The organism is Heyndrickxia acidiproducens DSM 23148, assembly GCF_000374345.1.
In the GTDB taxonomy this organism is placed as follows: Bacteria; Bacillota; Bacilli; order Bacillales; family Bacillaceae_C; genus Weizmannia; species Weizmannia acidiproducens.
In genome coordinates, this window is the sequence record NZ_KB893983.1 from 1 (window position 1) to 19,957 (window position 19,957).

Annotated in this window: 16 protein-coding genes and 1 pseudogene; 13 read left to right on the forward strand and 4 right to left on the reverse strand. The window is 43.4% G+C overall.

The window, feature by feature from the left end:
* The 8 genes and pseudogenes from C232_RS20195 to C232_RS18395 all read left to right on the forward strand — a co-directional run.
* Positions 1 to 161: pseudogene (locus C232_RS20195) on the forward strand (group II intron reverse transcriptase/maturase); the annotation flags it as partial.
* 356 nt (positions 162 to 517) lie between these two features.
* The gene (locus tag C232_RS0104540) at positions 518 to 1,681 is read left to right on the forward strand and encodes an MGDG synthase family glycosyltransferase (RefSeq protein WP_018661739.1); all 1,164 of its coding nucleotides are present in this window, start codon (positions 518 to 520) and stop codon (positions 1,679 to 1,681) included.
* Positions 1,662 to 2,258, forward strand: a complete 597-nt coding sequence (locus tag C232_RS0104545) for a DedA family protein (RefSeq protein ID WP_018661741.1) — start codon at positions 1,662 to 1,664, stop codon at positions 2,256 to 2,258. Before C232_RS0104540 ends, C232_RS0104545 begins: the two co-directional genes overlap by 20 nt.
* Positions 2,259 to 2,437: 179 nt before the next feature.
* Entirely contained in the window at positions 2,438 to 2,968 is a 531-nt protein-coding gene (locus tag C232_RS0104550) for an RNA polymerase sigma factor (protein ID WP_018661744.1), read from the forward strand.
* Between the two features lie 4 nt (positions 2,969 to 2,972).
* On the forward strand, positions 2,973 to 3,482 hold the full coding sequence (locus C232_RS0104555) for an anti-sigma factor family protein (protein WP_018661747.1): 510 nt from the start codon (positions 2,973 to 2,975) through the stop codon (positions 3,480 to 3,482).
* 13 nt (positions 3,483 to 3,495) lie between these two features.
* Complete coding sequence (locus tag C232_RS0104560) at positions 3,496 to 4,359, forward strand: bactofilin family protein (RefSeq protein WP_018661749.1); 864 nt, start codon at positions 3,496 to 3,498, stop codon at positions 4,357 to 4,359.
* 219 nt (positions 4,360 to 4,578) lie between these two features.
* The gene (locus C232_RS0104565) at positions 4,579 to 5,811 is read left to right on the forward strand and encodes an MGDG synthase family glycosyltransferase (RefSeq protein WP_018661751.1); all 1,233 of its coding nucleotides are present in this window, start codon (positions 4,579 to 4,581) and stop codon (positions 5,809 to 5,811) included.
* Positions 5,812 to 5,866: 55 nt separating this feature from the next.
* Complete coding sequence (locus C232_RS18395) at positions 5,867 to 6,619, forward strand: polysaccharide deacetylase family protein (protein WP_018661754.1); 753 nt, start codon at positions 5,867 to 5,869, stop codon at positions 6,617 to 6,619.
* Between the two features lie 143 nt (positions 6,620 to 6,762).
* Here the strand turns inward: C232_RS18395 and katA are convergent, their stop codons facing one another.
* Positions 6,763 to 8,226 carry a catalase KatA gene (gene katA / locus C232_RS0104575; protein WP_018661756.1) on the reverse strand — a complete coding sequence of 488 codons (1,464 nt, stop codon included), beginning with the start codon at positions 8,224 to 8,226 and terminating at the stop codon, positions 6,763 to 6,765.
* Positions 8,227 to 8,504: 278 nt separating this feature from the next.
* On the opposite strand from katA, the gene C232_RS0104580 reads away from it, so the two are divergent.
* Positions 8,505 to 9,296 carry a C39 family peptidase gene (locus C232_RS0104580; protein WP_018661758.1) on the forward strand — a complete coding sequence of 264 codons (792 nt, stop codon included), beginning with the start codon at positions 8,505 to 8,507 and terminating at the stop codon, positions 9,294 to 9,296.
* Between the two features lie 265 nt (positions 9,297 to 9,561).
* On the opposite strand, the gene C232_RS0104585 is transcribed toward C232_RS0104580, so the two are convergent.
* Complete coding sequence (locus C232_RS0104585) at positions 9,562 to 12,669, reverse strand: efflux RND transporter permease subunit (protein ID WP_018661760.1); 3,108 nt, start codon at positions 12,667 to 12,669, stop codon at positions 9,562 to 9,564.
* 306 nt (positions 12,670 to 12,975) lie between these two features.
* Between C232_RS0104585 and C232_RS0104590 the strand changes: the two genes are divergently transcribed.
* Positions 12,976 to 13,848: a TetR/AcrR family transcriptional regulator gene (locus tag C232_RS0104590; RefSeq protein ID WP_169338742.1), complete on the forward strand. Its 873-nt coding sequence runs from the start codon at positions 12,976 to 12,978 to the stop codon at positions 13,846 to 13,848.
* Between the two features lie 300 nt (positions 13,849 to 14,148).
* Positions 14,149 to 15,597, forward strand: coding sequence for a phospholipase D family protein (locus C232_RS0104595; protein WP_018661764.1), 1,449 nt, complete (start codon positions 14,149 to 14,151; stop codon positions 15,595 to 15,597).
* 262 nt (positions 15,598 to 15,859) lie between these two features.
* Here the strand turns inward: C232_RS0104595 and C232_RS0104600 are convergent, their stop codons facing one another.
* Positions 15,860 to 16,180, reverse strand: coding sequence for a thioredoxin family protein (locus tag C232_RS0104600; protein WP_018661766.1), 321 nt, complete (start codon positions 16,178 to 16,180; stop codon positions 15,860 to 15,862).
* 206 nt (positions 16,181 to 16,386) lie between these two features.
* Between C232_RS0104600 and C232_RS0104605 the strand changes: the two genes are divergently transcribed.
* Positions 16,387 to 17,709 carry a hemolysin family protein gene (locus C232_RS0104605; RefSeq protein WP_018661768.1) on the forward strand — a complete coding sequence of 441 codons (1,323 nt, stop codon included), beginning with the start codon at positions 16,387 to 16,389 and terminating at the stop codon, positions 17,707 to 17,709.
* Positions 17,710 to 17,906: 197 nt separating this feature from the next.
* Here C232_RS0104605 and C232_RS20105 read toward each other — a convergent pair whose 3' ends face one another.
* Positions 17,907 to 18,392 carry a hypothetical protein gene (locus C232_RS20105; RefSeq protein WP_018661770.1) on the reverse strand — a complete coding sequence of 162 codons (486 nt, stop codon included), beginning with the start codon at positions 18,390 to 18,392 and terminating at the stop codon, positions 17,907 to 17,909.
* Between the two features lie 93 nt (positions 18,393 to 18,485).
* On the opposite strand from C232_RS20105, the gene C232_RS0104615 reads away from it, so the two are divergent.
* The gene (locus tag C232_RS0104615) at positions 18,486 to 19,655 is read left to right on the forward strand and encodes an FtsW/RodA/SpoVE family cell cycle protein (protein ID WP_018661773.1); all 1,170 of its coding nucleotides are present in this window, start codon (positions 18,486 to 18,488) and stop codon (positions 19,653 to 19,655) included.
* Positions 19,656 to 19,957 lie beyond the last annotated feature (302 nt).

Consider the following 19,957-nt stretch of genomic DNA (forward strand, 5'->3'; position numbering starts at 1 on the left):
TAGGGATCAATAAAAGTAAAGCTTGGGAATGGGCAAACACAAGAAAAGGCTACTGGAGAATTGCCGGCAGCCATATCTTAACCAGAACCTTAACAAACGAACTCTTCCGAAGAGCAAGGTATATAAGTTTTCTGGATTATTATCTGTCTGTAAGGTCGTAAACTTTAGAACCGCCGTGTACGGAACCGTACGCACGGTGGTGTGAGAGGTCGGCTAATCAAATAATGATTAGCCTCCTACTCGATTGCGATAGGCTGTCGTACTTTGCGCTGAATGAGTTGTTAAAGGTTGAAGTACGTGATTGTGATAAACACGGCTCCAATACGGGGGCCAGAAGATTATGATGATTTTCTGATCAGTTAGAGTTATGCCTGCCACAGGAACATGCATGGCAGATGTTTTTTGCAGGCATTTAAAAAAGAAAATAAACGAATCTAAAACCGCAATGAACTTCCTGCTCCTTTTTGCAGTCTTTTCATAAAATAGAAGATTTCCGTTTAAAAGGAGGGGGACGCAGATGAAAAAAATCTTAATTTTACCTTTGCTTAAAATACCGACGGGCCATCATCAGGTTGCAGACACGTTAATAAATAGACTGGAACAATTGGATGAGCAGCCGGAGATTAAAAAGGTGGACTTGATTTCTTACACAAGCGAAACATTTGAAAGACTTGTATCAAAAACATATTTGAAATGGATTTCGAAGGCGCCGCGGAGCTATCAATGGCTGTATAAACACTTCATTAATTCGGATTCAGATCAGACCGTATTGCTGAAACTATACCAGCAGCTTTTTATCAAAAAAATGGAAATGCTGATCTTGGAGGAACAGCCGGATTTGATCATCTGTACGCATAGTTTCCCGTCCATGCTGCTCAATAAGTTGAAATCAAAAGGCACCATCCGGATCCCGGTAATCAATGCTTATACCGATTTTTTTGTAAACGGGATGTGGGGGAAAAAAGATATCGATGTCCATTTTGTTCCAAGCCAAAACGTGAAGGCCATGTTGGAAAAAGAAGGCGTGCCCGGGCGGAGAATTTATGTAACGGGAATTCCGGTCCATGGTGAATTTATGCTGGGAACGGTTCACCGCCGTTCTTCCCGCAAGAAAATTTTAATATCCGGCGGCAACAGCGGCTTAGGAAAACTGTCGCGTCTGCTGAAAAAATTAAAATCATCACAAGGCTTTGATTACTATGTGTTGTGCGGCAAAAATCAGGCGCTTTATGACAGGATTAAATCCTGGAATTTGAAACATATCATCCCGATCCCTTATATCCAGTCGCGCAGGGAAATGAGCCAGCTGTATGATGAAGTCGACGCCATTATCACGAAACCGGGCGGCGTGACCATCAGTGAGGTGCTCCGGAAAAAGTTGCCGATTTTTATCCATTCTGCACTGCCCGGACAGGAAAAAGTGAATCTCGCATTTTTAAAACAACGCGGGCTGGTATTTGAACTGGATTACAGACAGCCGGTTGAAAAGCAGTTCATGGATATTTTAATGAATGAACAAAAAATGGATTATTTTTACAGGCAGATCCGTGCTTACCATCAAGAGATTGACGTACAGGATAGAGAGATGGTTTCGGTTGTCCATGCACTGCTTGATCGCAAGGTAAAAAAAGAATTGAAGAAACCGGTAAAGGACAAGCTGTATGTTTCAACATCTTATTGAAATTTTGCAGGGGCTTGGAATTTACGGCGTATATGCCGTCATGTTTCTCGAAGGGGCATCCATTCCTTTTCCCGGCATCTTTATCATTCTTTCATACGGCTATGTTTTGAAATTAACGGCTGTTCAGATTGCATTTTCAGCAGGTGTAATGTCGCTTATTTATACTGCAGCAAGTTTCATTCCGTATACGATTGCGCTCAAATTACAAAACCGCATCCCGCCCAAGTTTCAAAAAGGCATTGCGATGGGGCAGCAATTATTTAACCGTTTCGGCGTCTGGAGCATTGCATTGACACGCCCGTTCAGCATCGGCAATTACATCTCCTATGCAGCCGGCCTCTGCAAAGTCCGTAAATGGAAATATTTTCTGCTGACATTCACAGGGATTTACCCGTGGTCGTTTGCCGTATTATTTCTAGGAAAGTCCTATGCACTTTTTCTGGAAAAAATAGGCGGCCTGTTTCCTGTAAAACAACATGGGCTTTTAGCTGCAGGTTTGGGAGTTTTACTGTTCTTTTGTCTGGTTGGAATAGGGGGATTCTTCATGAAAAGATGGAAATTTAAGGGAAAGGAGTAATAATTGAAGGAGAAATGGTTTTGTACGGCCTGTAAAATCATCCAAAATAGAAAAATATGACATAATAGACAGGAATAAAGCAGGAGTGTGCATGACCTGCATATTCTTTTCTGCCCGGCACATGCCTGAAATTGCGGCAAAAAAGTTACCTCTTTGCATATTAGAGGGAGTTGAAAAAGGTGGAGCAGGATCTGACAAAATTAATCCATCAGGCCAAGAGCGGGGATGTGGATGCATTTGCGGCGCTTGTTACCCGATTTAAAGGAGAAGTGTTCAGGCATGCCTATGCAATGGTCAATGACAGGATGGAGGCGGAGGACATTGCCCAGGAAGCGTTTGTTAAGGCTTATTACGCTCTTAATCAACTCGAAAATGCCTATGCTTTTGCATCCTGGATGACAAGGATTGTTTCTAACTTATGTTACGACCGGTTGAAAAAGCTGCAGAAAAAAACGGCATTCCAATCTCAGATCGATGAGGAAACAATCAGCAGAACGACATCGAATATTGAACAAGCCAACATAAGATTTGATTTGCAGGATGCGATACAGAGGCTCACGCCTGAGCATCGGACGGTTTTGATCCTGCGTGACGTTCAGGGTTATTCGTACGGCGAAATAGCCAACATGATGAATATCCCGCTCGGAACAGTGAAGTCGCGCATCAGCAATGCAAGAAAGCTGTTAAAAAATGAACTTTCAAGAGGGTGATGTAATGGATGAGCATGTCGAGGATTTGCTGTCAGCTTTTATCGATCATGAATTAAATAAAAAGGAGCGCCAAAAAGTGGAATCGCATCTCTCTGTCTGCCCGGCCTGCCGGAAAGAACTTGAGCAGCTTCGGGCGGTAAAAACAGAATTCATCAGCTTTTATCATCATATTGAGCCGCCTGATTTTCATTTTGAAAAAGCAGTGAAAGCAAAAATTTCGCAACAGGAAAATCGTTTAGAAATGAATTACCACGGATTGATCTGGTTTTTCACCCTTTGTGTTTTGGCGGCCGGGTTTACGATGTATTTTGTTTTAAGAACACCGTTTTATGTTGGCGTGAATATTGCTTCTGCGCTCGTCAATATCTGCGCCAGCAGTTTCCATATTGCACTTTCTATTTTTTCTGCGATTCCAAGCTTATTTGCGATCATTGCGATTGCCGCATCTGTCATGTTGGCTATCTGCTTATGGTTGGTATTAAACCTGTTAAAAATGAAGCCACTTAAGGAGTAGGAAGGAGAAAATCATGAGCGCACAAAAAACTTTGATCTGCTTTATAGCATTGTTCTTGCTGGGCATGGGCGCCATGGGGACAGCCATCCATCCGGCAATGGCAAAAGAGAAAAGAATCGTTTTTCATGACGAGAAAACCGTGATCCCCAGCCATGAAAAAGTGGAAAACGTCATTGTGCTCGGTGATCATGCGGTGATAAGCGGGGATGTAAGGACAGCGGTTGTTGTGATTAACGGAGATTTGACAATTAAAAAAACGGCGGATATTCACGGTTCGGTCTTTGTGCTCGGCGGGAAGATTAACCAGGAACCGGGCGCCAATGTAACTGAGCATGTTATTTCGGTGAATATGAATAATGAAACGTTAGACAGCATGATCTTTGCCGGCATCATTATGATTTCCCTATGGATCACCAGGCTGGCCATTAGCTTGATCATGATCATCTTAACGGTTCTTTTTGGCATGCTGGCCCATAAGCATGCGTTTAACGATACCAAGTTGCCGTATCTGAAACCGGGAAAATTAATTCTGACCGGTTTTCTGATGATGCTTGCACTAAGCGCACTTAGCCTGCTTCTGGCCATTACCGTAATTGCCATACCGCTTTTGCTTGTCATCCTGCTCGGCGTATTTCTATCTTTTCTCGCCGGTATGGTATTTATCAGCAGGGAGATCGGCAATGAATTTACCATTCTGCGGGGAAGACCGGAATGGCTGAAACTTTTAACAGGTGCCACCATTATGATTGCCCTGGCCAGTATCCCGCTCTTAGGGGGAATTGTTTTACTCATTTTATCCTGGTACTCACTTGGACTATCGGTCACATGGTTTTACCGAAAATGGAAAAACGGAAGAAAAAATAAAAGGCCCCGGTAATCATCATTGCAGTGGGCGGGATGAAAAAATTTTTTCGTCCAAAGATGAACCATTTTCCATGTGAAGAAGTCTGTTCATTATATGAGCGGGCAGGAAAAATCAGCTGTGCACCTGCCGTTCTTTGGCGGATGGATAGACGCTTCCATATAAGTGGATTTTTAGCAGCGGAGAAACAAATTCAGGCAAAAAAATGGACATGGAAAAGTTGAGGGAAGACTTATGACCGGTGAAAAAATAGATAAAATTTTAATATTAACAGGTACTTTTGGGGAAGGGCATTTGCAGGTGGCGCATGCAATTGAACAGGCGATGAAAATCCGTTCCCCTGAAATTGAATCATCAGTGGTTGATTTTATGGAATGGGTGCATCCGAATCTGTATCCTCTTAGCCACTATGTTTATATGAAAAGCATTAAAAAATTTCCAAGCCTTTATGGTTACTTTTACCGTAAAACCTATCAAACAAATACATTATCAAAAGCATTAAACGCATTTTTTTCAGTCGGCATGAAAAAAACGCTGCGCATGCTGCTCATATACAAACCTTCAATTATTGTCAGCACCTATCCGTTTGCTTCAAGCGTGATTTCGAAATTAAAGGCATACGGTTTGATTGATATTCCGCTTGTCACCGTGATAACAGACCATACACACCACAGCTATTGGCTGCACGCGTATACCGATCATTATCTGGTAGGTTCATATCAGGTCCGCCAGCAGCTCATCCGGCTGGGGATACCGGGCAGAAAAATATCTTATACCGGCATACCCATTAAACCGGGTTTTCTGAAGCCGCAAAATAAAAAAGAGTTGTGCGCGAAATACCGTCTTAACCCGGACCTGCCAACTGTTCTTGTGATGGGCGGGGGAGACGGTATCTTCGCCAGCGGGCTGTTCAGGGTTGAAAAGCTGGATACCATCCCCTTCAGCATCCAGCTGTTGATTGTCTGCGGGCATAATGAAAAGCTGCGCGCCCAATTGGAGCAGAATTTAAAAGGCACAAAGCATGCGGTATATATAAAAGGTTATGTCAATGATGTGACTGATTTAATGGCTGTTTCGGATTGTATGGTGACAAAGCCCGGCGGTGTGACGACTTCAGAAGCGCTGGCAATGGAACTGCCAATGATTTTATACAAGGCGTTGCCGGGGCAGGAAGAAGATAATGCCGCTTTTTTAATACAGGCGGGCGTGGCAGTGCAGGCAGCAGACGAGCAGGATCTGCTGCAAAAATTAATTGAACTGCTCAAACATCGGGAACGGCTTGCAAAAATGAAAAATAGCACAAAAAATATCCAGAATAAGGAAGCAGCTTTTAGAGCTCTTCATGTGATTTGCCAATCTAAAGCATCGAAATGGCTGGATACGCCAAAACGCCAGATTCCGTTCATGGTACGCGGAAAATATTCAAGGATGAAGAAAAAAGCCTGGCTGATGAACCAGCCGCATTAATTGAAACAAGGAGCAAAGTTTTAAAAAATAATGCTTTAAGGAAGTGATCAGCATATTGATTCACGTAATTGCGGTCGTATGTTTCCTGATGATCATTTACGCTATGATTCCATATATTTTATCTGCGTGGTTCAGCATTGGAGTGAAACGCAAAGGAAAGAAAGAACAGGGAATGGCCCTGACATTTGATGACGGGCCTGATCCGTTGTATACCCCGGAGCTGCTTGATCTTCTGAAACAGCAGAATATCAAAGCAACTTTCTTTGTTGTCGGGGAGCGGGCAGCACAGTATCCGGAACTGGTTGCACGCATGCATCGGGAAGGGCATTTAGTCGGCATTCATAATTATAAGCACCACTGCAACTGGCTGATGTCCCCTTGGAAAAATGAACGTGCGTTGGAGCAAGCGGCGCGGATCGTTGAAAAAATCATTGGGGAAAAGCCGGAATATTACCGCCCGCCATGGGGCATGATCCATTTATTTGATTTCTTCCTCCACAGGCAGTTTCAAATGGTGTTGTGGTCGCGGATGTTCAGAGATTGGCGCAGTAAGGGCGGATCCGAGAAAATATCCCGGGGCCTTTTGAAAAAAGCAGAAGGCGGGGATGTGATTTTGCTGCATGATTGCGGCGTAACATGGGGTGCGAATGAAGACGCCCCTCACTACACGATTGAAGGGCTGCGTACGGCGCTGCCTGAAATGAAAAGACGCGGCATCCGTTTTGTCCGTATTGATGAAATGTTCAGCAGCCGGCCGGCAAAACAAGTCCGTGTGCAAAAAGAAAAAAATTTAATTCATGGCGCCTGATCGCTAAGTTTCCCATTAACATAAAGGGGCTGTCCAAAAAGTCATTCTGAGTACAGAGGCAAGAGGAGAAAGACTTTTTTGTTTTCTCCTCTTGCCTCTTTTTAGGGATTTATCAGACAGCCTCTTTATCTGTATGGGGTTTTTTATTCTGCAACAGGTTCAGTTGGCAGCGGTAAATCAAGACCGTCCGCTATCCGTTTGCCAAATTCCGGGTCGGCTTTATAGAAATGGCCGATTTGGCGGAGTTTGATTTCTTCTAAGGCGACCGGTTTCATCGAATGGACGATATTGTTCACAAGACGTGTGCGTTCTTCTTCACTCATCAGCCGGTATAATGCGCCCGGCTGCGAATAATGGTCGTTTTCATTGTAAGAAACGCTGTCCGCAAAACCTTTCACTTCATAAGCTGCTTGTTTTGCCTGCGGATCTTCCTGCGGGCCGCCGAAACTATTTGGCTCATAATAAACGGAGCCGCCGCCGTTTTTGCTTCCATTCATAAAACCATCACGCTGGTAATTGTTCACTTCCGATTTTGGCCGGTTGATCGGCAGCTGGTTATAATTGGCTCCGATCCGGTAACGCTGGGCATCGTGGTAGGCAAACAGGCGGCCCTGCAGCATTTTGTCAGGTGAAACGTCAATGCCCGGGACAAGTGTGCCAGGAGAGAATGCGGCCTGTTCGACTTCTGCAAAATAGTTTTCCGGATTGCGGTTTAAGACCATGCGGCCGACTTCGATCAGCGGATAATCTTTATGGGACCATACCTTTGTCACATCGAACGGATCATAGCGGTACGTATTGGCATCTTCCAATGGCATGATCTGCACATATAATTTCCAAGCCGGATAGTCGCCTGCTTCAATGGCATTAAATAAATCTTCTGTATGGTAATCCGGATTTTCGCCAGCAAGCTGCCCGGCAAGCTGGGTATCAAGATTTTTTACCCCCTGCTCCGTAATGAAATGGTATTTAATCCAAACCCCTTCTCCTTGTGCGTTTGTCCACTTATAAGTATGGCTGCCATAACCGTTCATATGGCGGAATGTCGCGGGAATGCCGCGGTCTCCCATTAAATATGTCACTTGATGTAAGGATTCAGGAGATAAGGACCAGAAATCCCAAACAGCTGTCGGATTTTTTAAATGGGTTTTCGGATCTCTTTTTTGCGTATGGATAAAATCGGGGAATTTTATCGCGTCACGAATAAAGAAAACGGGCGTATTATTGCCAACCAGATCGTAATTTCCTTCCTCAGTATAAAATTTCACCGCAAAGCCGCGCGGGTCACGGACAGTATCGGCTGAACCCAGCTCGCCGGCAACCGTTGAGAAACGGATGAACAGCGGGGTGCGCTTGCCAACCTGTGATAAAAAAGCGGCCTTCGTATACACGGTCACGTCGTTGGTGACTTCGAAATATCCATGGGCACCCGCACCTTTTGCATGGACAACACGTTCCGGAACACGTTCACGGTTAAAATGCGCCAGTTTTTCAAGCAAATGGACATCCTGGATCAGTGTTGGCCCGCGGTGTCCGGCTGTGATTGAGTTTTGGTTGTCTCCGACCGGGGCACCCCAGCTCGTTGTCAATTTCTGTTGATCGCTCATATTTTTCCCACCTTTTTATAATCATTACAATAAAATGATACCATGTTTCTTTTAAAAATCAATATTTATTTATAATAATTTTAAACTATAAGGATAAGCCTTATTAATATAGGATTCTTTTAAAATATCATGTCTGGCTTTAAAATTTATATTTTCATTTAAAGTCTCCACTTATCAATTGAAATTCATTGATAAAATCAATTCGGGAATAAAATTTGTTTATTTAGGCAGGATACCAGCGTAAGAAGTCTGCTTTGGATTACCAAGGGGGGGAATAGATGAGAATCCGGAAAATGTGTATGGCATGTATTCTCCTGTTAATGGCAGGCTGTACGGGCGGCGGTGAAACGGGGAAGGAACGCGCGGGAAAAATAGAGCCCAAGCAGGAAAATCAAGCAAAACAGATGAACAACACGCAGCATTCAGCCGGCCGGGACATGCCGAATCCAACTGCAAATAAAAGAAAGAATAATCGAATTCTGTTAAATGTCCCGCTGATCCGGCAAAATCCCGAACTGAAGTACGGCTGCGAAGTAACCAGCCTCGCAATGGTTCTCCGTTATGCCGGGGTAAAAGCGGATAAAATGTCACTTGCAAACCAAATAAAAAAAGAGATCGATCCGCTTAAAAAAACAACAGCGGGTGATATTACCGGGTGGGGAGATCCGGCGGACGGTTTCGTGGGAGATATGACTGGCAGGAAACCGGGCTATGCTGTATATGACCGTGAAATTGCCGCACTGCTTGACCGTTATATGCCGGGGCGCGCGAATAATCTGACCGGCTCTTCATTTGACAGGGTGCTCGAACAGGTAGAAGCAGGCCGTCCTGTTGTCGTTTGGACGACGGGAGATTACCGGCTTCCGGACAGGTGGGAAAAATGGAAGCATAAAGGTGAAACCATTAAAACACCGCTCGATTTGCACGCAGTGGTTTTAGTGGGTTTTGACGCCGGCCATGTGTATGTAAATGATCCGCTTTCCGGCATCAAGAAAAAACAGGTCGAAAGAAAGCAGTTTGAAGCGTCATGGCGTGCGCTTAAAAAACGGGCGGTTACTTACCGCGGCTAAGGGAATAAAAAAGCGGCACCTGATCTCCTCAAATGTTGAGGCCATGCTGCCCATTTAGAAAGTAAGCCTTCCCGAAAGCGGCCGGGAAGGCTTATCCCACTCTTAACGGGCAGTAAGACTCCCACCTCAAAATTCAAGGTACGAAAAAGATAGGTGGGAGATCAAACTGCCCGTAAAGGTCCGATTGGTTCAACTAACCATAAGTGGGGGATGAAGGGAAACCCCTACTTATGGAAGTTTCACTTTATCAATTAAGATACTTACTCTATTCTGCATGATTTTTCTTCTTGCTGAATTTCATTAAAAACTCGTAAACAACCGGGATAATCAGCAGTGTCAACAGGGTGGAACTTGTCAAACCGCCGATGACGGTGATGCCAAGGCCTTTTGAAATGAGGCCGCCGCCACCGTAGCCAAGTGCAAGCGGCATGAGCGCAAAGATGGTGGCAAAGGCCGTCATCAAAATCGGGCGCAGCCTTGTCGCGCCTGCTTCAAGCAAGGCCTCACGCGTTGTGAGCCCTTCTCTTTCTTTGTGAATGACGCGGTCCACAAGCACAATCGCATTTGTGACGACGATCCCGATCAGCATCAGTGCGCCGATCATGGCCGTGACGCTGATTGTTTCATTCGTGATAAAGAGTGCCACCAATGCGCCGATCACTGCAAATGGCAGCGAGAAAAGAATCGTAAATGGCGCCAGCGCCCCGCCGAATGTGATCACGAGCACCAGATAAACGATCGCAACCGCAGCCAGCATTGCATAGCCCAATTTTGTAAATGAATCGTTGATATCTTCTGTTACGCCGCCGGTTTCAACATGAATGTGTTTCGGAATATCCAGCCGGTCGACTTTATTCTGAACAGATTGGGTCACCTTGGAAACATCTGCCGTTTTGATTTTTCCGGTGACACTGGCATAGATTTTTCCGTCCCGCTTCGTGACTGCATCAGGCGTTTCATCCTGTTTCACCTTCGTCACATCTTTTATCGCCACTTTTGTACCGAGCGAAGTTGTCACCTTTTTGTTCGTCAAGTCACTGATTTGATCGTAATTGGCATTTGCGGCTTCGATATAAACATTTAACTCTTCGCCGCCTTTTTCAACTGATGTCAGGACAGGCCGGGTTCCGGTTTGGGCAAGCCCGGTTCCAAGCTGCCCGGCTGTTAAACCAAGCGCGCTGAGTTTATCCTGGTCGACAATCAGTGTGTATTGCTGATAGGTCTTCGAAAGACTGGTTTCAACATTTTTTAAATGGTCATTGTTTTTCATGACTTTCTCAATTTTGTTAATAACCGGCTTGATTTCGTCAAGATCTTCGCCGTATACATACATCGTTAAATCATCGCTTGACATCGAGGTAAAGTCCTGGGATTTCCAGGTGCCCTGGTCCGTTGTTTTTTGAAGGGCCTTGATGATTTTTTCCGGTTCTTTATCAAAATGCTTTGTGCCCTCATCATACTCGACAACAAATACGGCAGAGTTGCGGTTCATGCTGTAAGCCGAGTCACCGATGGAATATTGTACATTTTTAACCCCTTTATGGCTAAGTAAATAATCTTCAGCTTTTGCCGAGGCTTTTTTTACATCAGAAAGGGTTTCGCCGGGATCCGGTGAATAGGTCGCATAAACCACTTTCTGGCCTTCATTTTCGATAAAGCTGACACCGATCAGCGGCGTTAAAAATAAACTTCCGACCAAAAGCAGGCATGCCAGCCCGAAAGTTACCAGCTTATGGTTCAGCGACCAGTTCAGTACTTTTTTATAGCCGGTTGCAAGCCTGCCGTGGCCTTCTGCTGAATGCGTGCTTTTTTTCTTGAGCCCGTTTCGGAACAGGGAATGGGAAAACATCGGCACAACGGTAATCGCGATTAACAGCGAGGCGAGCAAGGCAAAGATCAAAGTCAGGGCGAAAGGCAGAAACAGTTCGCCGACCATTCCCCTTACAAGCGCAAGCGGGATAAAGACCACCACTGTCACAATCGTAGAAGACAAGATTGGCCTGAAAACCTCAGTAGTTGATTCACGGATCAGTTCTTTTCCATGCAGTTTTTCACCGGGCAGGCTTAAGCGCCTGTAAATGTTTTCGATTACGACAATCGAGTCATCAATCACCCGCCCGATTGCAACCGTCATTGCACCCAATGTCATAATGTTTAAGCTGATATCCAGCTGTTTTAAGATGATGAAAGAAATCAGCAGCGATAATGGGATGGAAATCACCGCGATGATCGTAGAACGCACATTCCGCAAGAACAGCAGGATCACGAGAATCGCAAAGGCTGCCCCAATGATCGCTTTTTCAAGCATGGTTTTCACGGAATCCTTAATTGGCGTAGCCTGGTCCAGAATCGTGGATACCTCCATGCCGTTATAGTCAGCTTTGAACTGTTTGACTTTTTCATTTACGGCATCGGCAACATCTACTGTATTGGCATCCGGCGCCTTTGTGATTTGGATGCCGATTGAATCTTTTCCATTCGTTTTCGAAATGGACTCGTGCTTGCCGACGACTTTGATGTCAGCAATATCTTTTAAAGCAACTGTCGGAACGCCTGTCTGCGCTGCGGCCCGGGTTCCCGAAGCAGCGGCTGCAGCAGAAGCGGAAGTGGCAGCTGCAGAATTTGAAGCAGGCTGATACGGAATTTTCATATTTTCAAAGGATTTTAATGACTTGACATTCCCATCAATTTCAACGGATTTGTCTGCTTTTCCAAAGTTGATTAACCCGAGCGGAACCGTCACATTAGAGCCCTGAATGACTTGTTTGACAGTATCTTCATCCAGTCCCAGTGCGTTCATCTTATTTTGGTCAAAGGTCAATTGGACTTCCTGTACATACTGCCCTGAGGCCTGAACATCTGACACGCCGTCAATGCTTTGCAGTTTTGGAACAAGATCGTCTTCAATGATTTTGGTTAAATCTTGAAAGGACTGCTCTTTATTTGAGACGCTTAAGGAGAGGATTGGGAAATCATTGATGCTGATTCTTGTGACTTCAGGAGTGTCAATATTGTCCGGAAGATCCACCTTTTCAATTGCATCCTGGATATCTTTTTTGGCCTGGTCCATATCCTGGCCGTATTTAAACTCCAGCTGGATCTGGGAACTGCTCTCGGTGGATGAAGTGGATACAGTTTGGATACCAGAAAGATTTTTAATACTTTGCTCAATCGGCTGCGTCACTTTATTTTCAACTTCTTCCGGTGCAGCTCCCGGATCGCTGGCAGTAATCAGCATAATCGGGGCATCGATATTCGGAATGGTTTCCATCTTCATATTCATGCCGGCGTAAATGCCTGCCCCTGTCACGATTAAAGTCATGAGCCAAATTGCAAACTTGTTGTTAAGACAGAACTGAATGATTCGTTTCACAGTCTCTACAGCACTCCTTTAGAATAGATTGACCAGTAACCCGAAAGAAATTGACTGACCGGTCATATACTAGTTATAATATAACTGACTTAATTTTTGAGTTCAAGGTTTTTGTGAAAAATATAGCATTAAGCATACTTGGAGCCGGCTTGAAGGATCATGTTCCAAAGGGGCTGATGCTTTTAAATTCGGGCAACACAGACTGTACAGTAACATCGTTTGGAAATTTTCAGTGGGGGATGAAGGAAAAACCCCTGCTAATGAAAGTTTCACTTTATTTTTATATATCCGGTGATGAAGATGAATATGAAGAAGAAACAAGAGGAATTAATCCGCGCAGCGATCAAATTATTTGCAGAGAAAGGTTTTCAAACGACAACAGTTCAGGACATTGTGAATGCGTGCGGGATATCAAAGGGTGCTTTCTACACATACTTCGCATCAAAAGATGAGCTGTTAATTGAAATTTTCCAGTACTATTTTAATGAACTTTCAAGAAAAGTGATGAAAATTGATAAAGAAAAGGTCCCGCCGCGGGAAAAGGCAAAAAAACAGCTGATTTCCATGTTTGAATTTTGCATTCGGCACCGGGATTTCATTGTGATGCTGCAGCGTGAACAAAGCCATTCGATTAACGAGGGTTTGAGGGTCTTTTTTGAAAAAAAGAATTATGCCATACACAAGTATCATAAAACGATCTTACTTTCAATTTACGGGGAAAATTATGAACCGTATGTGTTTGATGCGATCCTCGTTTACGGGGGCATTTGCCAGTCTTATATGAAACTCACGGTCATTGACGGTGTACAGGTAAACCTCGAACAGCTCTCCGAATTTATTCTGGATCAATTGGATTTTGTTGCGGATGGTTTTCTCAGAGAGCAGCGTCCGCCCCTTGTCCTGAAAAAAATAGAAGACCTTTATCCGGAAAGCCGGGAAAATGACGATATTTGCGGTTTGCTTACGGAAATGAAGGAGAAAATAGCGGATTTTGATCTGGAGCCTAAGCGGAAGCAGGAATTGCAAAATGTCATTCTGATTTTAAAAGAGGAATTGAACCGGGATGATATAAGAAAATCCGTTTTTCAAGGCATGCTGGCCCATTTTAACGGGATAAAGGAATTGCAGCCATACTGCCAAAAAATTGCGCGCGCGTTGGAGATTAAACTGTTACCGTAAAAAGAAGGCCAAATCCATGTAAGCATTTGTGGATGCAGCCTTCTTTGTTTATGAATGGCTGTTGCGCGCCTGCCTGTAAAGATTTTAAAAGAGCATAGTGGCACTAGCTGCGAGTATGATAGGAACGAATACACCCGCAATGTGGAGAATAATGCCTGAAATCCATCGTATAGAGTCCAAAATGTTTTCAGCCTTTCCTTGCTAATGCGGTGCAGTGTTCCCCCTGCTCTGTTTAACATTCTTTCAAACAACGCATGTTTGACGCCCATTTTGGGGAATGCTATTCAGGAAAATGGGGGGATGGCTGTGAAGAAGGGGAAAAAGAAACGCTGGCTGTATCGCTTGCTTGTCCTGTTTGTTGCTGTCTATGCAGGCACGATCCTGTACCATACATATAAACCGCTGCCAAACGGGATTTCGTATAAAGGCAAAACCCATTATGTAAATGAAAACGATCTCCGCTTTCTTTCCGACTTGACTTACCGGGAAAAGGGAACAGGCAAAAGAAGGGTGGAACAGTCGATTTATCCTGAAATTTACCGGATGATCAACGATGCCCGCCAATTTATCGTAGCTGACATCTTCCTTTTTAACGGCTATCACGATAAAGGAATGAAAATGCCAGAGCGAAGCAAAAAACTTGCCGACCGGTTGATAGAGAAAAAAGAAAAAGAGCCACATATGAAAATGATCATCATTTCCGACCCGATCAATACTTCTTATGGATCGCATGAAGCGGCCGATTTAAAACGGCTGCAGCAGCATGGCATTCAGGTTGTGTTCACTAACCTGGATCCGCTGCGTGACCCGACCCCGCTCTATTCCGGAATTTGGCGGATGTTTTTTCAGTGGTTCGGGCAGGGCGGAAAAGGCTGGCTGCCGAATGCTTTTGGAGATAATGCGCCCAAAATGACGATCCGTTCTTATTTGGAACTATTTAATATTAAAGCAAACCACCGTAAAACATTTGTAACTGAAAACGGGGCTGTCATTGCTTCCGGTAATCCGCATGATGCCAGCGGTTACCACTCCAACCATGCCTTTTGGGTAAATGGCCCGGTTATTGGCGATGTATTGAAATCGGAACAGCCGGTATCAGATATGTCTAATGGTCCGAAACTTCCTGTTTACAAAGGGAAAACGCGTGAAAAAGGAGAGATTGCCGTCCAGCTTCTAACGGAAGGAAAAGTCTACAGCCGTGTCATGAAGGAACTGAACGCTGCCAAAAAGGGTGACTCTATTTCGATGGCTATGTTTTACCTGGCTGACAGAAAAGTGGTTCATGCGCTTGAGAAAGCGTCCAGGCGTGGCGTACGCATCAGGCTGATTCTTGACCCAAACCGAAATGCATTCGGCCATAAAAAAATCGGTCTGCCAAACCAGCCTGTTGCACGAGAACTGGCGAAAAAGACAGATGGAAAAATTCAAATCCGCTGGTATAAGACGGGGGCAGAACAATTCCATCCAAAACTCATCTGGATTGAAAAGCAGGGCCGGTCCATCCTGTTTGACGGTTCAACCAATTTAACGGATCGCAACCTGGATGATTACAATCTTGAGACGAATCTGTTTGTGGAAGCCCCCAATCAAGCGAAAATCACAAAGGATATCCGCCATTATTTTGAGAGATTGTGGACAAATAAAGATGGGAACTTCACCATGCCATATAAAAAACGTGAAGGCTTCACCATCTATTTGTTAACAGGCATTTACCGGCTCCAGGAACTGCTCAAACTTACCACATACTAAAAGAAAAGCGGAGGATTGGCAAGATAAAACGCGAAGTTGGCAGGATAAATTGTGAGTGGTTTTTACGAACCGATGTTGACTGATCGCAGGGAAGAGACAAAAGTACGCTTGTTCGAGAGGAGCCGCAGCTGAATTGGACAGTTTGATCTCCCGCCTCTCCTTCTTTGTACCTTGAATCTTGAGGGGGGAGTCTTACTGCCCGTTATGTTGGGCTGAATTTTCCGGATCGATGAATAAAAAAATCGGCGCAATGCCGATTTTTTTACAGTGCAACGGAATCTAAAAATGTGCGTACCTGCTCAGGTGATTTGGCATTGGCGCTGTGCAGATGCGCTTTTTTCTCGCCGTTTTGGAAAACGAGCAGGCTGGGGATGCCCATGACCTGGTTTTCATCGGCAATGCTGCGGAAATCATCACTGTTGATCTCATACCATGTATATTGCGGATAATCTTTGATGACATCCCCAATAAACATGTTCATCACCTTACAGTCCGGGCACCAGCCGGCAAAAAATTTTACAATTACAGGGCTGCTGCCTGAAATTATTTTTTGAAAGTCTTCAGCACTTTTAATGGGTTCCAAAGGTTCCATCTCCTGTCGATTTACAATGTTTCTTATTCTTACATTGTAAAGGGTGAAAAAAGATGTTTCAATCCTTTTAAAGAAAAATTAGATCATTCAATCCACCAACCTGAAACAAAACAACAATTGCCATCATTATGATATAATAAAAAAAATGGGTAAAATGCCTAATTAAATACAAAAATAAAGGAACGGTGAAGATTTTTTTGGACAGTATATGGACTTCCATTATCATTATTTTAATCCTGATCATTGCAAACGGTATTTTTGCCATGACGGAAATTGCTATTGTAACAGCTAAAAAGGGCAGACTTGAAAAGTTAAGGGATGACGGTAATTCCCAAGCAGAATTTGCTTTAAAATTAGCGGAAGATCCCAATCAGCTGCTGTCGACAATCCAAATAGGCATCACCTTAATTGGTGTCATTACAGGTGCATTTGGAGGTGCGACTATTGCTGGTCAATTAGCTGTATATGTTGAACAAATCGAGTTTCTTGCACCTTTTAGTTATGAGCTTAGTTTTGCAATAGTTGTCGGACTTTCCACCTACTTGTCATTAATTATAGGTGAGCTGGCCCCAAAACGGATTGGAATGGGAAATCCTGAAAAGATTGCTTGTATCGTAGCAAAACCAATGTTTTATTTTTCCAAAATTGGAAGTCCTCTTATTTGGTTGCTAAGTAAATCAACAGAAGTCGTATTGAAAATGATGAGAATAAAGCCGAATAATGAACCAAATGTAACGGAAGAAGAAATTACCCAATTAATTGAGCAAGGTGTTTACAGTGGAGTCGTAGAAGAGATCGAACAGGATTTGGTGGAACAAATATTCTATCTGGGAGACAAGCGTCTGGGTGACATTTTAACACCACGAACACAACTTGTTTGGATTGATTTAGAAGATTCATTTGAGGAAAATATCAAGATAATGAATGCAAGCCCTTATTCTAAATTTCCTGTTGGGAAGGGCAGCCTGGATGATTTTCAGGGGATGATTCATACAAAGAATGTTTTCTCGAAAATGATTGCCGGGGATGATTTCAAGCTGGCTGACTGTATTGAAAAAACGCTTGTTCTTCCTGAACCGATGAAGGTGTTTCAAGCGCTTAAAGGTTTGAAAAAAACTGGAATACATGAAGCGATTGTGATAGATGAATATGGTGGAATTGAAGGCTTGGTAACACTTCATGACATTGTTGAAAATATTGTTGGATACATGCCGGAAAAAGAAGATGGATTCGAACCGCAAATTATTGAACGAAATGAAAATTCGTGGTTAGCAGACGGACTTGTTGCAATTGATACTTTTTCAAGATATTTTGACTTAGAAGATACAGAAATCCTGAATAGCACGAAAAAATTTCACACTTTAGGGGGCTTTATCACCAATCAAATTGGGGACATTCCGAAAGTAAAAGATACTGTTCGTATCGGGAATCTTCGGCTGGAAGTCGTTGATATGGATCAATTTAGAGTTGATAAAGTAATGATTTCAAGGGTAAAATTAATGAATGAACAAAATGATTAATGGATGGTTGTACTCCATGATCTTATCTATCTGAGGTTCCTTTTGATGCTAAATCTCCCTGCCAAAATCCTCTTTTCTATGCTAAAAAGTCGGTGTTTACTGCTAAATAGTCGGCACCCAACCAGTGTAAAATCAGGAAAGTCAGGTATAAACTCCATACAATTATGTAAAGCATGACATTCCGATAAACATGTTCATCACCTTATAATCCGGGCACCAGTCTGCATAAATTTTTTACAATCCGGGCTGCTGCCTGAAGTTATCTTTTGAAAATCTTCAGCTTTATTAATCGTTCCAAAGGTTCCAGCCCCTATTGTAAATGGTGTCAATTTTTTTCTTAAGTAACAGGCAGTATATCTTAAAAACCTGCGGCAATCTATCGCAGGTTTTTTAAGATATTTACATTTTAAGTGTATAGCAAAATCGGTACCATGCAGTTTGTATAACGCTTTTCCTTTCCATGGGGCGGAACCTTGTTCAACGCAGATACCAAAAGTACAAAAAAGGTATTCATAATGGAAAAATGTGCCGGTGAGACCCTTGGCAGCTGCGTCAGGCATGTCGCAATATTTTCCAATAAGCGTTATAATGAAAAAGATTGTGCTTATGCCGACATGATGTATAATAGAGTTTGTGGCTATAGAATAGTAGGATAGCCTGTTAAAAATTGCCAGCCCATCCATAATTCCTTCTGTTATTATATGGGGGCAAATACGTATTGTTTTTATAGGTACATAAAAGTATGCTGAGTAAATGAGAATTAGGTGATAGATGCAATGGTTTCACAAAGTGATCGCACTTCAAAAATTGATTACGGTCTGGTCTTAACACTGATGCTGTTATGTATTGTAAGTTTGGTGTCCATTTACAGTGCGGAAAAATCCGGACAGTATCAACAAAACTTCTTACTCAAACAAATCATTAGTTATATAATCGGAACCGGCATTATTGCTGCTGTTATCCATTTTGATTCAGATCAGCTAAAAAAACTATCCTGGTACGCCTATGGGTTTGGGATCTTATTATTGATTCTGTTAATGATTGCACCTGCATCGATTGCACCTGTGAAAAACGGCGCGAAAAACTGGTTTGTTTTGCCTGTTATCGGGACGCTCCAACCATCGGAATTCATGAAACCATTTTTAATTCTTGCCTTGTCGCGCATTGTGTCCGACCACAATCAAAAGATCGTAAATCGAACAGTAAAGTCCGATTTTATGTTGCTATTGAAAATCGGACTTTGTACATTCGTTCCGCTTCTGCTGATCGTGAAGCAGGACTTAGGGACTTCGTTTGTATTCATTGCAATCTGTCTCGGAATTATTTTTACGGCGGGCATCACATGGAAATTGCTGCTTCCTGTTTTAGGCAGCGTAGCAGGGATCATTGCGGTGGTCATCTACTTTGTCCTTTGGCAGCCAAAATTGCTTGAGAAATACCTCGGCGTAAGGCAGTACCAATTCGGGCGCATCTATGCCTGGCTTGACCCTTATAACTATTCTTCAACTGACGGCTATCACTTAATCAAGTCGTTATTGGCAATTGGATCAGGGCAAGTGACGGGAAAAGGATATGGCGCACGTGAAGTCTATCTGCCGGAAAGCCAGACAGACTTTATTTTCAGCGTTATTGGCGAGGAATTTGGTTTTATCGGTGCAAGTATTGTCGTTAGTTTGTTCTTTATGCTGATTTATCATATTACAAAAGCCGGTCTTGAAACAAAAAATGATTTTTATACTTATATTTGTGCGGGTGTGATTTCGATGATCACCTTCCACGTTTTCCAAAATATCGGCATGACGATCCAGATTCTCCCGATTACAGGGATCCCGCTTCCGTTTATCAGTTACGGGGGCAGTTCACTAATGAGCAACATGCTTGCGGTCGGGTTCATTTTTTCAATCCGCTACCACTATAAAAAATATATGTTTTCAAGCGAAAAATAAAAAACAGACAGTCTGCCCGGCTGTCTGTTTTTCGTTTTACAAGGAGCGTCCTGCTCATTTGTCGGGGCCAACGAAAAATGAGCAGGACGCTTGTGGTGAACGCCATCCCGGGTGAAAATTTGGATCAAAATAGCTTTCATAAGGGTGATGAACGCCATCCCGTGCAAAAATCCGGCTCAAAATGGCTTTCATAAGGGTGATGAACGCCATCTCGTGCAAAATTTAGGATCAAAATAGCTTTCATAAGGGTGATGAACGCCATCCCGGGCAAAATATAGGCTCAAAATGGCTTTCATAAGGGT

Coding starts and splice junctions, on each gene's coding strand:
- C232_RS0104540 (WP_018661739.1), top strand. CDS start 518: ATGAAAAAAATCTTAATTTTACCTTTGCTTAAAATACCGACGGGCCAT.
- C232_RS0104545 (WP_018661741.1), top strand. CDS start 1,662: ATGTTTCAACATCTTATTGAAATTTTGCAGGGGCTTGGAATTTACGGC.
- C232_RS0104555 (WP_018661747.1), top strand. CDS start 2,973: ATGGATGAGCATGTCGAGGATTTGCTGTCAGCTTTTATCGATCATGAA.
- C232_RS0104560 (WP_018661749.1), top strand. CDS start 3,496: ATGAGCGCACAAAAAACTTTGATCTGCTTTATAGCATTGTTCTTGCTG.
- C232_RS0104565 (WP_018661751.1), top strand. CDS start 4,579: ATGACCGGTGAAAAAATAGATAAAATTTTAATATTAACAGGTACTTTT.
- katA (WP_018661756.1), bottom strand. CDS start 8,226: ATGAGCGATCAACAGAAATTGACAACGAGCTGGGGTGCCCCGGTCGGA.
- C232_RS0104580 (WP_018661758.1), top strand. CDS start 8,505: ATGAGAATCCGGAAAATGTGTATGGCATGTATTCTCCTGTTAATGGCA.
- C232_RS0104590 (WP_169338742.1), top strand. CDS start 12,976: ATGAAGAAGAAACAAGAGGAATTAATCCGCGCAGCGATCAAATTATTT.
- C232_RS0104595 (WP_018661764.1), top strand. CDS start 14,149: ATGGCTGTGAAGAAGGGGAAAAAGAAACGCTGGCTGTATCGCTTGCTT.
- C232_RS20105 (WP_018661770.1), bottom strand. CDS start 18,392: ATGGATGGGCTGGCAATTTTTAACAGGCTATCCTACTATTCTATAGCC.
- C232_RS0104615 (WP_018661773.1), top strand. CDS start 18,486: ATGGTTTCACAAAGTGATCGCACTTCAAAAATTGATTACGGTCTGGTC.